The following is a 14452-nucleotide window of genomic DNA, read 5'->3' on the forward strand; positions in this document are numbered from 1 at the left end:
AAACGGAGGCCAGGCTATGCAAGGGACGAATGTACTGTTCGGGCAGATCGCCGTCGTATTCGGCATTGTGATCGCCGGCGTGTGGAGTGCCACACAATGGACAGCCGCCGCCCTGGGCTATCAGCTACGCCTGGGTTCGCCCTGGTTTGATTTTCACGGTACGCCGATTTATTACCCTTGGCGATTGTTCGAGTGGTGGTTTTTCTTCGATGCCTATGCGTCGGAAGTCTTCAACACAGGCGGCCTGATCGCGGGCGGCAGCGGCCTGGTGGCCGTGGTGGTGGCCATCGGCATGTCGATCTGGCGCTCGCGCCAGGCCCGTCTGGTCACGACCTACGGTTCGGCCCGTTGGGCCGAGATCAGTGACATTCGCGACGCCGGACTCACCCAACCCGTCGGAGTTTTCCTGGGTCAGCATGAGGGGCAGTACCTACGCCACGAAGGGCCGGAGCATGTGCTGGCCTTTGCACCCACGCGCTCGGGCAAAGGGGTGGGCCTGGTGGTGCCTACCTTGTTGAGTTGGCCGGCCTCGGCCGTCATTCACGATATCAAGGGCGAAAACTGGCAGATCACTGCCGGCTGGCGTGCGCGTTTCTCGCACTGCCTGCTGTTTAACCCCACAGATAGCCAGTCTGCTGGCTACAACCCGCTGCTGGAAGTCCGGCGTGGCGCGCATGAGGTGCGCGACGTGCAGAACATCGCCGATATTTTGGTTGACCCCGAAGGCGCACTGGAAAAGCGAAATCATTGGGAAAAAACCTCGCACGCGCTGCTTGTCGGCGCCATCCTGCACGTGCTCTATGCCGGCGAAGACAAGACGCTGCGCGGGGTGGCGAATTTTCTGTCCGACCCTGCTTGCCCGTTCGAGCTGACCTTGCATCGGATGATGACGACGCCGCACCTGGGCGCGGAGGGGGAAGAAGGCAGGCCGCATCCTGTGGTGGCCTCCGCCGCTCGCGAAGTGCTGAATAAATCGGATAACGAGCGCTCGGGCGTTTTGAGCACGGCCATGTCCTTCCTCGGCCTATACCGCGACCCGACGGTGGCCGAAGTCACCTCGCGTTGCGACTGGCGCATTGCCGACCTGATTGCCTCCGACCATCCGGTATCGCTGTACCTGGTGGTGCCGCCTTCGGATATTTCACGCACCAAGCCGCTGATCCGGGTCATTTTGAACCAGATCGGGCGTCGGCTGACGGAATCGCTGGATGGTTCCGACGGCATCGAGCGCCGCCATAAGCTGCTGCTGATGCTCGATGAGTTTCCCGCGCTGGGTCGCCTGGACTTCTTTGAGACGGCGCTGGCCTTTATGGCCGGTTACGGCATCCGCAGCTTTCTGATCTCACAGTCGCTCAACCAGATCGACAAGGCTTACGGCCAGAACCATTCCATTCTGGACAACTGCCATGTGCGCGTGACCTTTGCCACCAACGACGAGCGCACCGCCAAGCGGATTTCCGAAACCCTGGGTACGGCCACCGAACTGCGCGCCCAGCGCAACTATGCCGGGCATCGCCTGGCACCCTGGCTGGGTCACTTGATGGTGTCGCGCCAGGAAACGGCGCGGCCCCTGTTGACCCCTGGCGAAGTGATGCAGCTTCCGCCGGATGAGGCGGTGGTGATGGTGTCCAGCGTGGCGCCGATCAAGGCCAAGAAGCTGCGCTACTACCGGGATGCCAATTTTAAGCATCGCGTGCTGCCCCCGCCCGTGCTTGCCGCCGGGCGCTATGCGGATACGCCGCCAGTTCGTCCAGACGACTGGAGCGGCTTGTCGATTCCGGCTGATCCCGCCACTGCTGAAGCGATGGAGAGCCAAGACACAGGCGGTACGGCAGACGATGGCGGCCCGCGTCGTCAGCCTGAACTGGCGGACGTGATTGTCTACAGCCCCGAACCCGAATACCCATCCAGCGACTTGTCGCTGTTGGATGACGACGACCTGCCACCCATGCTGCCCAGCCAGCTTGACCCGGCCATGCAGCGCGTGGCGCGCATGGCTGCCCTCGATCCTGATGACGGAATCCAGCTATGAGCCGATATCGCCTGAACCTCTTTATCCACCCGGAACACGCCAAGCGCCTGGACGAGTTGGCCGCCAAGAAAGGGGTGTCCAAGTCTTCCATCGTGGCTGCCGCCCTGACCTCCTGGCTTTCGCCCGATGCAGGCGACCAGCGCGAAGCGGCGATGGCCAAGCGTCTGGATCGGCTATCTCGCCAGTTCGAGCGCCTGGAGCGAGACCAGAACATCCAGATCGAGACCCTGGCGCTATTTGTGCGTTATTACCTGACGGTCAGTACGCCGGTGCCTGAAGCCCATCAGGATGCGGCCCGCGCCCAGGGCAAGGCGCGTTTCGAGCAATTCGTCGAACAGCTTGGCCGCCACCTGCTGCGTGGTCGCAGCCTGGTGCGCGACGTGGTGGAGGAGCTGCACCCCGACCCGGTGCGGATGGACGACACGGCACCCGCATTCGAGAGGCAGGAGCGTGCATCATGAGCGCCGTCCCGCAGTTCACACCCGAACCACGTTCATCCGCTGCGGCGTCTCAAGATCGCCGTATCCAGATGCTGCGCACCGCCATGGGACCAGTGATCGCCACCGCGCTGGAAGACCCGGATGTGGTAGAAATCATGCTCAACCCTGACCGCAGCCTTTGGGTGGATCGGCTCTCTATGGGCCGCACGCCGTTGGGGGTTGAACTGTCCGAAGCCGATGGTGAGCGCATCATTCGTCTGGTTGCGGCCCACGTCGGTGCGGAAGTGCATCGCGGCCAGCCCTTGTTGACCGCCGAACTACCCGAAACCGGCGAACGCTTCGAGGGCATCTTACCGCCCGCCGCACCCGGCCCGGCTTTCGCGCTGCGCAAGCGGGCGGTGAGCATCCTTAGTCTGGATCGCTATGTGGCCGACGGCACCCTTGCTGCCGAACAAGCCGAGTTTCTGAGGATTGCGGTACGCGAGCGCCAGAACATCCTGATTGCTGGGGGCACCAGTACCGGCAAGACGACGCTTGCCAATGCCTTGCTGGCCGAGATCGCCGCCACGGGCGATCGCGTACTGGTGCTGGAAGACACCATCGAGCTGCAATGCGCCGCCCGCGACCACGTGCCGCTGCGCACCCGTGCGGGGGTCGTGTCCATGCAGGAGCTGGTGCGCGCCACCATGCGCCTACGCCCCGACCGCGTGGTGGTCGGTGAGGTGCGCGGCGGCGAAGCCCTGGATCTCATCAAGGTCTGGGGAACCGGCCACCCCGGCGGCATCGCCACCATTCACGCCGGTTCCGCCTTGGGCGCACTGCTGCGCCTGGAACAACTGATTCTGGAAGTGGCGGTGAACCCGCCCAGAGCGCTGATTGCCGAGGCGGTCAACGTCGTGATCCATATCGCTGGGCGCGGGCGTAAGCGCCGCGTGGACAGCATCGCCCGCGTCATCGGGTTCGATGCGGCGGGCTATCACCTGGCGGATGCCTTGGCGGCACCGCTTTATGCACGATCGCCTGTTGCTGGTGCTGCACCGGCTACAGCGATTTCCCCGTTTCTTGATCCTGCTGGAGAACTGTCATGACGCTTGTTAATGCTTTACGTGTTTCTGTAAACCCGCCTTTGCGTCTCGCGCGGCTGCGCCGCCTGGCCCGGCCTGCCGGACAGGGGCTGCTGCTGGCCGCGTTGATGCTGTTGGCCGCCGGTGCGGCGCAGGCCGCCGGCTCCTCCATGCCCTGGGAAGGCCCGCTGCAATCCATTCTGGAGTCGATCCAGGGGCCGGTCGCGCGCATCGTCGCGGTCATCATCATTATCGCCACGGGGCTGGCGCTGGCCTTTGGCGATACCAGCGGCGGCTTTCGTAAGCTGATTCAGATCGTCTTTGGTCTGTCCATCGCCTTTGCCGCGTCCTCGTTCTTCCTGTCGTTCTTCAGTTTCTCCGGCGGGGCCGTCGTATGAGCGCCGCTGACACCTTCGCCACTGGGTTTGAAGTGCCGCTGCATCGCTCGCTGACCGAGCCGATCTTGATGGGCGGTGCGCCGCGCACCGTGGCGATTGCCAACGGCACGCTGGCCGCTGCCGTCGGGCTGGGTCTGCAACTGTGGATACCGGGTGTGGTGCTGTGGATGGTCGGCCATTCGCTGGCCGTATGGGGGGCGCGTGTTGACCCGCAATTCATGCAGGTCTTTGCCCGCCACATCAAACACAAGCCGTTGCTGGACGTGTGAGGGGAATGCCATGCTGAACCTTGCCGAATACCGTCGACGGCCCGCCTTGCTGGCCGACTGGCTGCCCTGGGCCGGGTTGATTGCGCCCGGCGTGGTGCTGAACAAGGATGGTTCGTTTCAGCGCACGGCGCGCTTTCGTGGGCCGGATCTGGATAGCGCCACCCAAGGCGAACTGATCGCCACCTCCGCCCGCCTGAACAACGCGCTGCGCCGCCTGGGTTCAGGCTGGGCGCTGTTCATCGAAGCCGAGCGCCGGGCGGCTGCGGATTATCCGCGCTCCGAGTTTCCCGAACCGCTGTCCTGGCTGGTGGACGAGGAGCGTCGCGCCGCGTTTGAAGCCTCCAGCAGCCACTTCGAGAGCAGCTATCACCTGACGCTGGTGTACCTGCCGCCAGAAGAATCCCGCGCCCGCGCCGCCAAGCTCTTGTATGAGAACGCGCTCGGCGATGGCGTGGATTGGCACGGACGCCTGGAAGCCTTTATCGCGGAGACGGATCGTGTCTTCGATCTGCTCGATGGCGTGATGCCGGAAATCGCCTGGCTGGATGACAGCCAGACCTTGAGCTATCTACATTCGACCATCTCGACACGGCGGTATCGCGTCGGCGTGCCGGACGTGCCGTTTCACATCGACGCGTTGCTGGCCGATTCGCCCCTTGTCGGTGGCCTGGCTCCCACGCTGGGCGATGCACACCTGCGCGTGGTGTCGGTGCGCGGCTTTCCGACTTCGACCTGGCCGGGGTTGTTGGATGACCTGAACCGCCTGGGTTTTGCCTATCGCTGGAGTACGCGTTTTATGTGCATGGACAAGGCCGAGGCGGAAAAAGAACTGCGCCGCTTGCGCCGTCAGTGGTTTGCCAAGCGCAAGAATGTGGTGGCGCTACTGCGCGAAACTATTTTCCAGCAGGAAAGCCCGCTGGTCGATACCGATGCCGACAACAAGGCGACCGATGCGGATGCCGCCTTGCAGGCCTTGGGTAGCGATCAAGTGGCCTTTGGCTACCTCACCGCCACGGTGACGGTGCTGGATGCCGACCCGGCCACCGCCGATGAAAAACAGCGCCTGGTGGAGCGCGTGATTCAAGGGCGGGGCTTTGTGACGATTCCCGAGACCTTGAATGCCGTCGATGCTTGGTTGTCATCCATTCCCGGCAATGCCTACGCCAACGTGCGCCAGCCCATCGTATCTACATTGAATCTGGCACACATGATGCCGGTCTCTGCGGTGTGGGCCGGGCCGCAGCAGAACAAGCATCTGGATGGCCCGCCGCTGATCGTGACCCGTACCGATGGCGCGACGCCGTTCCGGCTGGTGACGCACATCGGCGACGTGGGCCATACCCTGGTAGTGGGGCCGACCGGCATGGGTAAATCGGTGCTGCTGGCAACCCTCGCTTTGCAATTTCGCCGCTATCGCGGCTCGCGCATTCTGGCCTTCGATATGGGGCGCTCCATGCGCGCGACCATCCTGGGGTTGGGCGGCGAACATTACGACCTGGGCAATGATGGCGAGATTGCCTTTCAGCCGCTGGCGCGTATCAACGTCGAAAGCGACCGCACCTGGGCAGCCGAATGGCTGGAAGGCCGATTGCGGCATGAAGGCGTGGCCGTCGGCCCCGATGAGAAGGCGGCCATCTGGTCGGCGCTGGGGAGTCTGGCTGGTGCGCCGGTGGAGCAGCGCACGATGACGGGCCTGTCGGTGCTGCTGCAATCGAATGCGCTGCGCCAGGCACTTGCGCCCTATGTGCTGGGTGGCGCCCACGGCAAACTGCTGGACGCCGATCACGACCGGCTGGGCAGCGCCGAGGTGCAGGGTTTCGAGATGGAAGAGCTGATGGCCAGCCGCGCGGCGGTGCTGGCCGTGCTGGGCTATCTCTTCGCCCGTTTTGATGAGCGTTTTGATGGTGCGCCCACGCTCTTGATTCTTGACGAATCCTGGCTGTTTTTGGATGACCCGGTGTTTGCCGCCCGCATCCGTCAATGGTTGAAGACCCTGCGCAAGAAAAACGTGTCGGTGATTTTTGCCACGCAATCGCTGGCCGATATCAAGGAGTCGAGCATCGCGCCCGCCATCATCGAAAGCTGCGCGAGCCGCATTTTTCTGCCCAACTCGCAGGCGACCGAACCGCAGATTCGCACGATCTACGGAGGCTTCGGCCTGAACAGCCGACAGATCGAAATCGTCGCCACCGCCGAACCCAAGCGGGATTACTACTACCAGTCGCGGCTGGGCAATCGCCTGTTCGACCTGGACCTGGGGCCAGCGGCACTGGCCTTTACGGGCGCGTCCACACCGCAAGACCAGCGCGATATGGATCGGGTGCTGATGGATGCCGGCAACCCAGGCTTTGCAGGCGCGTGGCTGCGCCATTGCGGCCTGGATTGGGCCGCTGACCTGTTGCCCGAGTTTCCCGGCTTTGTGTCGCCGTCTTCGCTTTCCCATTCATCACAGGAGATCTTGTCATGAAAACTCGTACACACTCTCTTTTGCTCTCTGCCTTGCTGTCGGCCTCCTTGTTCATCGCCTCACCCGCCTGGGCCTGGAAAACGGTCTTTGACCCGTCCAACTACACCCAGAACACGCTCACCGCCGTTCGCACCCTGGAGCAGATCAACAACCAGATCAACCAGCTTCAGAACGAAGCGCAGATGCTGATGAATCAGGCGCGCAATCTGGCGAATCTGGATTTCAATGTCGTGAATCGCCTGCGCACCACGCTGGCCACCACGGAACGGCTGATTGCCGAAGCCCAGGGCATGGCCTATGACGTACAACACCTTGATCGGGAGTTTGCGCGTCTGTATCCCGAACAGTATGCCGCCACTGTCAGTGGCGACCAGATGGTGCGCGATGCCCAGGCGCGCTGGAAGCATACGCTTGATGGCCTGCATACCGCGATGCGTATGCAGGCGCAGGTGTCGCAGAATCTGCGCGACGATGAAAGTGTCCTGGTCGATCTGGTGAGTCAGAGCCAGTCGGCCCAAGGGGCCTTGCAGGCTGCGCAGGCGACCAATCAGCTACTGGCCTTGCAGGCCAAGCAGTCCATTCAGGCGCAGCAGCTTCAGATCACGCAGGAGCGTGCCGCCTCGTTGGAACTGGCGCGTCAGGCCGCCGCTGCCGAGCGTGGCCGTGAGGTGACGCGCCGTTTCCTGGGCAGTGGCACGCCGTACACGCCGCAGTCTGTGGATTTCTACGGCAACTGAACGGAGCCCAGCCATGAACGATGTGACCGTCATTGACCGCTTTCTGAACACCTTTTCCACCTATATCGACTCCGGGTTTGGGCTGTTGCAGGGCGAAGTGGCGTTCTTGACGGCCACGTTGATCGTGATCGACATCACTCTCGCGGGCTTGTACTGGGCCATGAGCCATGCCACCGGCCAGGGCGATGATGTGATCGCCAAGCTGCTGCGCAAGGTGCTTTACGTCGGCGCCTTTGCCTACATCATCAACAACTTCAATTGGCTGGCCGGCATCGTCTTTCGTTCCTTTGCCGGCCTGGGCCTGACGGCCACTGGCTCGGCGGTGAGCATGGGCGAGTTCCTGCAACCGGGACGGTTGGCCAAGACCGGCATCGACGCGGGTGCGCCGATTCTGGAGCAGATCAGCGACATGGCGGGCTTCCCCGAGGTGTTTGTGAACCTCACGCCCATCGTGGTGATGTTCCTGGCCTGGTTGGTGGTGATGCTGTGCTTTTTTGTGCTGGCGGTGCAGCTTTTCATCACGCTGATCGAGTTCAAGCTGACCACGCTGGCCGGATTTGTCCTGGTGCCGTTTGCGCTATGGAACAAGACCTCGTTCCTTGCAGAGAAGGTGCTGGGCAATGTGGTGTCCTCTGGTGTGAAGGTGTTGGTGCTGGCAGTGATTATCGGCATCGGTACGGGGCTGTTTGCGGATTTTCAGGTGCATCCGTCTGAACCGTCTATCGACCATGCGCTGGTCATCATGCTGGCTTCACTGGCCTTGCTGGCGCTGGGCATCTTCGGGCCGGGCATCGCCACGGGGCTGATTTCCGGCGGGCCGCAGTTGGGGGCTGGTGCCATGGCCGGTGCAGCGCTGGGAGCGGCGGGGACAGCCGCCGCCGTGGGCGCTGCCGCTACGGGAGTCGGAGCGGCGGTGATGGCGGGCGCACGTATGGCCCCGGGGGCTGCCCGACTGGCGGGTAGCGGTGCGCGTGCTGTTGGATCAGCCACTGGCAGTACTCGGCCAGCCTTCCAGGCGGGTTCTACCGCCGCAGGCGGTGGCGTCAAAAGCGCTTCGATGGCGGGTTCCCCGGCAGGCCAAAGTGCCGCAGGCGAAGCCGCTGACGGTGCCGCCAGTTCGCCAAAACAAGGTCAACCCGCCTGGGCCAAGCGCCTGCAACGCCGCCAGCAGATAACCCAGGCCGCGACGACGGCCGCGCACACCTTGCGCGGCGGCGATGGCGGCGGCGCGGGTCAAGGCCCAAGCCTGCGTGATTCCGATTCATAAGGGGAACCCTCATGCGATTCAAACGACCGCTGGTGCGTTATGCCGAATCTCCGCAACCCGCCACACCTTACCAATCCGCCGCCCAGGTCTGGGACGACCGTATCGGCTCGGCGCGGGTACAGGCCAGGAACTGGCGGCTGATGGCCTTTGGCTGCCTGCTGCTGGCGCTGCTCATGGCCGGCGGCCTGGTGTGGCGCTCAATGCAGTCCATCGTCACGCCCTATGTCGTGGAGGTGGATAACGCCGGCCAAGTGAGGGCGGTTGGGGAGGCGGCTTCGCCGTACCGGCCCAACGATGCACAAACCGCCCACCATATCGCCCGCTTCATCACGTTGGTGCGCTCGCTCTCCATCGACCCTGTCGTGGTGCGCCAGAACTGGCTGGATGCCTATGACTACACCACGGACAAGGGAGCCGCTGTGCTGAATGACTACGCACGGGTGAATGATCCCTTTACCCGCATCGGCAAAGAATCTGTGACGGTGCAGATCACGAGTGTTGTGCGGGCGAGCGACACGTCCTTCAACGTGCGCTGGACAGAGCGCCGCTACGTCAATGGCGCATCCGCAGGTCTGGAGCGTTGGACGGCGGTGGTGTCCATCGTGCATCAGCCGCCGCGCACCGAAGCGCGTTTGCGCAAGAACCCCCTGGGGCTTTACGTCAATGGCCTGTCGTGGAGCCGTGAACTCGATTCCTCTGAAGGAGTGCAGCGATGATGTCGTCTTTGCGCTTTTACGCTTTTCCGTTGGCCCTGCTTGTCCTAACCGGCTGCGCTACACAGGGTAAGCCGCCACCGGCCATCTCGCTTGATGAGCCGGTACAGGCTGAACTGCTGCCCGAGCCGCCCAGCCCGGTCGAAGTGATTGCGGTGCCTGAACCCCTGGCACTACCGGCGCAATTGAAACCCTTGCCGGGGACGGAGGGTGGCAAGCCCACGCCCGAACCCGCCGATGAAACCGTGCGGGTATCCCGTGCCAATGCTGAAGCACGGGTTGCGCCCACCCGTGAAGGTTACGTCAATGCCATTCAGGTCTGGCCCTATAGCGACGGCGCGCTTTATCAGGTCTATACCGGCGTAGGCCGTGTGACGGTGATTGCGCTGCAGCCCAGCGAAGAGCTGATCACGGTCGCTGCCGGCGACACTGTGCGCTGGATCGTTGGGGACACCTCCAGCGGCAGTGGTGTGGATTTGCGCGTGAACGTGCTGGTCAAGCCTATTCGCTCCGGCCTGAAAACGAATCTGGTCATCACCACCAGCCGCCGCACCTATCTGCTGGAGCTGACTTCCACCGAAAAGACATGGATGGCGTCGGTGTCCTGGGAGTATCCGAAAGATCAGATGCTGGCCTTGCAGCGCCAGAATCAGGCCGCGCAAGCCAGTGCGCCCGTCGATACCGGACTGGCGCTGGAAAATCTACGTTTCCGCTATGCCGTCAGCGGCAGTAATCCCCCGTGGAAGCCGCTGCGGGCCTTTGATGATGGGCAGAAGGTCTATATCCAGTTTCCGGCTGGCATCTCCCAAGGGGAGTTGCCGCCGCTCTTTGTGATCGGCGCTGAAGGTGACGGCCAATTGGTCAATTATCGCTTCCGCTCGCCGTACTACATCGTGGATCGGCTTTTTGGTGCGGCTGAACTGCGCCTGGGCGGTGATCGGGGCGATGTGGTGCGTATTGAGCGCACCGATAGCGTGACGCGGAGGCACTGAAATGAGTCAGGAAGAATTATCCGAGCACACGCCCGATCAGGCTTCGTCACCAGCGGACCAAAAGGCTGCGGATAAGGTGGCACCTGAGACGGTGGCGTTGCGCGCCCAGCCTAGGCCCGTCACGCGACTGAACCGGCGCACGCTGGCCTTGCTGGTCGGCGGGCTGTCGGTGGCGGTCTTGGGCGCCACTATATGGTCGCTGCAACCGCAACGACGTGGCGCAGGCGAGCAGACCGAGCTTTACAACGTGGACCGAGTATCGAAGTCGGAAGGGCTCGATGCCTTGCCCGCAGACTATTCTATGCTGTCGCAGGACGTACCGCCTGATGTGCCGGAACTTGGGCCGCCGTTACCCGGCGACTTGGGGCCGGCCATCGTGAACAGTCAGCAGCCAGTGGTCGCCACCTACGCGCCGTCGGGCGTTGATGCCGAAGCTGCTGAACGGGAAGCGCGGCGCAAAGAAGCTGAAGCCGCTGCGGCTTCGTCGGTGTTCTTCCGTAATGGCCAGGGGCAGTCCGGTCAACCTTCGGCTACGGCTGCGCAGGCCATGCCTGTGGCTCCTGGCATGGACAACACGTTGGCCGGCTTTGATCCGTTGGCAGCAGGCCCGGCTTCTACGGCAGCACAATCCTCTGACCCTACTGCTGCACAGAACAGGCAAGACCAGAAAGAGGCATTCCTGCAATCCGGCTCTACTGAAACCCGCAATTCCGGCAACCTGCAAATGCCCGCGTCGCCATATCAGGTCATGGCCGGTACTGTGATCGCAGCCGCCTTGGTGACAGGCATCAAATCCGATCTTCCGGGCGATGTCATCGGCACTATGACAGAACCCGTCTATGACTCAGCGACCGGCCAGCATCTGCTGATTCCCCAAGGCTCGCGCATCCTGGGCCGCTACAACAGTCAGGTCAGCTATGGGCAAAGCCGGGTGCAGGTCGTGTGGAACCGCATCATCCTGCCCGATACATCCTCGCTTACGCTGGACAATCTGGCGGGCAGCGACCCGGCGGGCTATGCCGGCCTGGAGGATGGCGTTGACTGGCATTGGGATCGCATCGTCGGTGGCGCTGTATTGACCACCTTGCTGGGCGTCGGCGCCGAGCTGGCCGCTCCGGAAAACCGGCAGGACGGCGACCGCATCATCATCGCCGGACGCGACAGCGCCCAGAACAGCATCAATCAAGTCGGCCAGGAAATGACCCGTCGCAACATGAACATCCAGCCCACCTTAACCGGTCGCCCCGGCTTGCCGGTGCGGATCATCGTCAGCCGCGATCTGGTGCTGCGACCGTACCAGCCGCTGTTCTTCAACAAGGGAGCATCACAATGAGCACTGTACGAAAGCTGCGGCTTGGGCCGCTACCCAAGACCGAAACCGTCAAGGTGATCTTCATATGTCCGGCCAGCCTGAAAGCCGACCTCGACCGATATGCAGCGTTACACGCGCAGACTTACGGGGAAACTGTGAGTACAGTGACGCTGATCCCGCACATGCTGGAGGCGTTTATGGCGGGGGATCGTGGGTTTAGAAGAGGTGGTGAATGGAGCAACAGGGTAAAAAATGGCTGATTTCAAGCCTTTTGCGAGAGCAGTGCGCCAGTCACATAGAAACTTCCGAAAGCCAGGAGCGCGGTAGCAAGATGCCTGGAGGCGACCGTATCCAGCTTAACCGGCCACAACCTTACGATTCCATGGCATACGCATTAACAGGCGGGCCATTCCGCAGAAACCAGATACGCCTGCAAACACCAGGCCTGCGCCGATGGCTGCAGACAGCGCATGAAACCAGGGCGAGACGGTGGCGCCGAGCACGGCGCCCAACAGGATCAGCGAGCCTGCTGTAATCTGCACCTGGCGCTGCAGCTCCATCGGCTGGGAAGCATCTGTCACCACGGGAAGCCCGGCCTTCTTCCAGGCATCGAGCCCCCCATCCAGCACATAAGCCTCGCAGGTCGCGCATGCGCTGAGTGCTTGGGCATTGACTCGCGTACGATTGCCGGACCGGCAGTGGAAAATGACGCCTGCAGTGGTATCAAGCGGCGCCGCGCTTTTTAGGTGATCCATGGGGACATGGCGTGCGGCGGCGATGTGCTCGCGCGCGTACTCGTCTGCTGCGCGGATGTCGACCAGGATTGCACCTTGATTCACAAGATCACGCGCTGCTTGAGGAGAAATGGGTTTTAAGGACATAACGATTGACTCCGAGCGGGCGGGTTTAGGGACAGAAAATAGTCTTGAGTGTGGCAATGAGGGTGGCGACGTCCGGGTTGTCGATCCGGTAATGCAGTGTCTGTGCCTCTCGGCGGAACGTCACCAAGCCTTCCTCGCGCATCTTGGCCAAATGCTGGGACAGCGCGGATTGGCTCAAGGGTACATATTCATGCAGCGCTCCTACCGTCATTTCCCCATGCTCGATCAGTAGGCAGAGAATCAACAAGCGGTGCTCATTGCCGACGGTTCGCAACATGGCAGCCGCCTGGGCTGCTCCCTCCTGCAGGAACTGCTTGTCTTTCATCGTCACAATCACAATTTATTTCGTATTTTGCTAATTTAGCATAAACTAATTTACATTCAAGACTCTGCACCCCTGCACGGACAAACTATGCCTCTCGCCGCTGATATTCACTCCTTCTTCGATGAAATCACCAACACGGTGAGCTATCTCGTTTCCGACCCATCCACCCGCCAAGCCGCCATCATTGATCCGGTGCTGGATTACGACCACCGCAGTGGCAAGGCTTCCACCACCTCGGCTGATCGCATACTAGCCGCCGCCCATGTGCGTGAACTGCAGATAGCATGGATTCTTGAGACCCATGCGCATGCGGATCATCTGAGCGCAGCGCCTTACCTCAAAACTCGCACAGGTGCACCTGTCGCTATTGGTGAGCACATTCGCGACGTGCAGCAGATTTTCCGTCCAGTGTTTAATTTAGACGATGTTTCCGGCGATGGCAGCGAGTTCGACCGACTGTTTCGCGATGGCGAAACCTTTCATATCGGTGCACTGACCGTAGAGGTTATGCACACGCCAGGCCATACGCCTGCCTGCGTGTCCTACCGTATCGGCGACGCCGTGTTCGTCGGGGATACCTTGTTCATGCCGGATTACGGCACGGCTCGCACCGACTTTCCAGGCGGTAGCGCACACATGTTGTACCTGTCGATTCGCCGGCTTCTGGCGTTGCCGCCAGAGACGCGCCTGTTCATGTGCCACGACTACAAGGCGCCGGGGCGCACCGGGTATGAATGGAAATCGACCGTTTCTGAGCAGTGCCAGAGCAACGTGCATGTGCGCGATGGCGTGGGCGCAGAGGCATTCACCGAGATGCGCCAGTCTCGCGACGCTACACTTTCGGCCCCCACGTTGCTGCTGCCTTCCATTCAGGTCAACATTCGTGCGGGCCGCTTGCCGGAGTCTGAATCCAACGGTGTGCGCTATCTCAAAATCCCCGTCAGTTTGGCCGAGGGATAGGCCAGTTCCTATTTTGGCTGTGATCGAGCGATAGGGTGAAGCGGCGAGAGACGGTGCGGCTGAGCTGGCAAGTATCAGCTTCCCACATGCAACGCACCAGGCGGTCCTGAGCATCGAAGAAGAAGGTAGTAGAGAGACCGCATGATTCAAGTTCTTGCATGGCCAGCGACGGGGCAAGCAGCACGTCCGGCAAGTGCAGTCCCATTTTTCTGGAAGAGCGCGAGTGTGCTGTACTTTTTCGCCTTCGTTGAGCATGGCGAAGGTGACATCTGGGCATGCTCGCTGTTTCTATTGCGACCGAGTACGCTACAGCAAGCCTTTTCGAACTTCAAGGACGCGCCTCACGGTACCATAAGGTCCAGCCCACCTTGCCGTACTTTGCTGTAGCACTCTCCAGTGAGTTTTGCTGCATGACACGGTCAGGCATCCTATAGGTGCTATCGGAGACCTATGGGAGCAGTTATGTCACAGTCAGATGTTGTCGAAAAACTCGGCCAGCCTGTCGCGCGTCAACTATCTTGGCCGGTGCGCGTCAATTATCTTGGCCGGTTGACGCTGGGCAATTTACTGAGTTGATGCCATCCTTTTCAGGGAT

General features: G+C 61.8%; 15 protein-coding genes. 13 read left to right on the forward strand and 2 right to left on the reverse strand.

Translation table 11 applies throughout. The features are described from left to right. The first annotated feature begins 16 nt into the window (after positions 1–16). From DFR37_RS20905 to DFR37_RS20960, 12 genes are read left to right on the forward strand one after another with little or no spacing between them, the layout of a single operon-like run. A complete protein-coding gene (locus DFR37_RS20905) occupies positions 17–2032 on the forward strand; it encodes a conjugal transfer protein TraG (protein ID WP_113935133.1) in 2016 nt (671 codons plus the stop codon). Then, complete coding sequence (locus tag DFR37_RS20910; RefSeq protein ID WP_113935113.1) at positions 2029–2493, forward strand: ribbon-helix-helix protein, CopG family; 465 nt, start codon at positions 2029–2031, stop codon at positions 2491–2493. Before DFR37_RS20905 ends, DFR37_RS20910 begins: the two co-directional genes overlap by 4 nt. Continuing rightward, entirely contained in the window at positions 2490–3560 is a 1071-nt protein-coding gene (gene trbB / locus DFR37_RS20915) for a P-type conjugative transfer ATPase TrbB (protein ID WP_113935114.1), read from the forward strand. The genes DFR37_RS20910 and trbB overlap by 4 nt, the downstream gene beginning before the upstream one ends. Then, positions 3557–3934, forward strand: coding sequence for a TrbC/VirB2 family type IV secretion system protein (locus DFR37_RS20920; protein WP_113935115.1), 378 nt, complete (start codon positions 3557–3559; stop codon positions 3932–3934). Before trbB ends, DFR37_RS20920 begins: the two co-directional genes overlap by 4 nt. Further along, entirely contained in the window at positions 3931–4203 is a 273-nt protein-coding gene (locus DFR37_RS20925; RefSeq protein ID WP_113935116.1) for a VirB3 family type IV secretion system protein, read from the forward strand. The genes DFR37_RS20920 and DFR37_RS20925 overlap by 4 nt, the downstream gene beginning before the upstream one ends. 10 nt (positions 4204–4213) lie before the next feature. Continuing rightward, positions 4214–6670 (forward strand): conjugal transfer protein TrbE, encoded by a 2457-nt coding sequence (gene trbE / locus DFR37_RS20930; RefSeq protein WP_113935117.1) that lies wholly within the window; start codon positions 4214–4216, stop codon positions 6668–6670. Continuing rightward, positions 6667–7407 (forward strand): P-type conjugative transfer protein TrbJ, encoded by a 741-nt coding sequence (gene trbJ / locus DFR37_RS20935; RefSeq protein WP_113935118.1) that lies wholly within the window; start codon positions 6667–6669, stop codon positions 7405–7407. Before trbE ends, trbJ begins: the two co-directional genes overlap by 4 nt. A 13-nt stretch (positions 7408–7420) precedes the next feature. Continuing rightward, the gene (gene trbL, locus DFR37_RS20940; protein WP_113935119.1) at positions 7421–8674 is read left to right on the forward strand and encodes a P-type conjugative transfer protein TrbL; all 1254 of its coding nucleotides are present in this window, start codon (positions 7421–7423) and stop codon (positions 8672–8674) included. An 11-nt stretch (positions 8675–8685) separates the two neighbouring features. After that, positions 8686–9390, forward strand: a complete 705-nt coding sequence (gene trbF / locus DFR37_RS20945; protein ID WP_113935120.1) for a conjugal transfer protein TrbF — start codon at positions 8686–8688, stop codon at positions 9388–9390. After that, complete coding sequence (gene trbG / locus DFR37_RS20950) at positions 9387–10379, forward strand: P-type conjugative transfer protein TrbG (RefSeq protein ID WP_113935121.1); 993 nt, start codon at positions 9387–9389, stop codon at positions 10377–10379. Before trbF ends, trbG begins: the two co-directional genes overlap by 4 nt. Before the next feature lies 1 nt (position 10380). Beyond that, on the forward strand, positions 10381–11712 hold the full coding sequence (locus DFR37_RS20955) for a TraB/TrbI/VirB10 family type IV secretion system protein (RefSeq protein WP_113935122.1): 1332 nt from the start codon (positions 10381–10383) through the stop codon (positions 11710–11712). Then, positions 11709–11951, forward strand: coding sequence for a DUF2274 domain-containing protein (locus DFR37_RS20960; RefSeq protein WP_113935123.1), 243 nt, complete (start codon positions 11709–11711; stop codon positions 11949–11951). The genes DFR37_RS20955 and DFR37_RS20960 overlap by 4 nt, the downstream gene beginning before the upstream one ends. A 96-nt stretch (positions 11952–12047) precedes the next feature. Here the strand turns inward: DFR37_RS20960 and DFR37_RS20965 are convergent, their stop codons facing one another. Then, positions 12048–12572: a rhodanese family protein gene (locus DFR37_RS20965; RefSeq protein ID WP_113935124.1), complete on the reverse strand. Its 525-nt coding sequence runs from the start codon at positions 12570–12572 to the stop codon at positions 12048–12050. 25 nt (positions 12573–12597) lie between these two features. Then, positions 12598–12897, reverse strand: a complete 300-nt coding sequence (locus DFR37_RS20970) for an ArsR/SmtB family transcription factor (RefSeq protein ID WP_211317323.1) — start codon at positions 12895–12897, stop codon at positions 12598–12600. An 87-nt stretch (positions 12898–12984) separates the two neighbouring features. Between DFR37_RS20970 and DFR37_RS20975 the strand changes: the two genes are divergently transcribed. Beyond that, positions 12985–13857 (forward strand): MBL fold metallo-hydrolase, encoded by an 873-nt coding sequence (locus DFR37_RS20975; RefSeq protein WP_113935126.1) that lies wholly within the window; start codon positions 12985–12987, stop codon positions 13855–13857. Positions 13858–14452: the final 595 nt, after the last annotated feature.

Origin of the sequence: Eoetvoesiella caeni (genome assembly GCF_003315175.1) — a bacterium.
Lineage (GTDB): Bacteria > Pseudomonadota > Gammaproteobacteria > Burkholderiales > Burkholderiaceae_B > Eoetvoesia > Eoetvoesia caeni.

Bases quoted from the DNA above. Each gene is read 5' to 3' on its own strand.
- DFR37_RS20905 (WP_113935133.1), top strand. From the start codon at position 17: ATGCAAGGGACGAATGTACTGTTCGGGCAGATCGCCGTCGTATTCGGC.
- DFR37_RS20910 (WP_113935113.1), top strand. From the start codon at position 2,029: ATGAGCCGATATCGCCTGAACCTCTTTATCCACCCGGAACACGCCAAG.
- trbB (WP_113935114.1), top strand. From the start codon at position 2,490: ATGAGCGCCGTCCCGCAGTTCACACCCGAACCACGTTCATCCGCTGCG.
- DFR37_RS20920 (WP_113935115.1), top strand. From the start codon at position 3,557: ATGACGCTTGTTAATGCTTTACGTGTTTCTGTAAACCCGCCTTTGCGT.
- DFR37_RS20925 (WP_113935116.1), top strand. From the start codon at position 3,931: ATGAGCGCCGCTGACACCTTCGCCACTGGGTTTGAAGTGCCGCTGCAT.
- trbE (WP_113935117.1), top strand. From the start codon at position 4,214: ATGCTGAACCTTGCCGAATACCGTCGACGGCCCGCCTTGCTGGCCGAC.
- trbJ (WP_113935118.1), top strand. From the start codon at position 6,667: ATGAAAACTCGTACACACTCTCTTTTGCTCTCTGCCTTGCTGTCGGCC.
- trbL (WP_113935119.1), top strand. From the start codon at position 7,421: ATGAACGATGTGACCGTCATTGACCGCTTTCTGAACACCTTTTCCACC.
- trbF (WP_113935120.1), top strand. From the start codon at position 8,686: ATGCGATTCAAACGACCGCTGGTGCGTTATGCCGAATCTCCGCAACCC.
- trbG (WP_113935121.1), top strand. From the start codon at position 9,387: ATGATGTCGTCTTTGCGCTTTTACGCTTTTCCGTTGGCCCTGCTTGTC.
- DFR37_RS20955 (WP_113935122.1), top strand. From the start codon at position 10,381: ATGAGTCAGGAAGAATTATCCGAGCACACGCCCGATCAGGCTTCGTCA.
- DFR37_RS20960 (WP_113935123.1), top strand. From the start codon at position 11,709: ATGAGCACTGTACGAAAGCTGCGGCTTGGGCCGCTACCCAAGACCGAA.
- DFR37_RS20965 (WP_113935124.1), bottom strand. From the start codon at position 12,572: ATGTCCTTAAAACCCATTTCTCCTCAAGCAGCGCGTGATCTTGTGAAT.
- DFR37_RS20970 (WP_211317323.1), bottom strand. From the start codon at position 12,897: ATGAAAGACAAGCAGTTCCTGCAGGAGGGAGCAGCCCAGGCGGCTGCC.
- DFR37_RS20975 (WP_113935126.1), top strand. From the start codon at position 12,985: ATGCCTCTCGCCGCTGATATTCACTCCTTCTTCGATGAAATCACCAAC.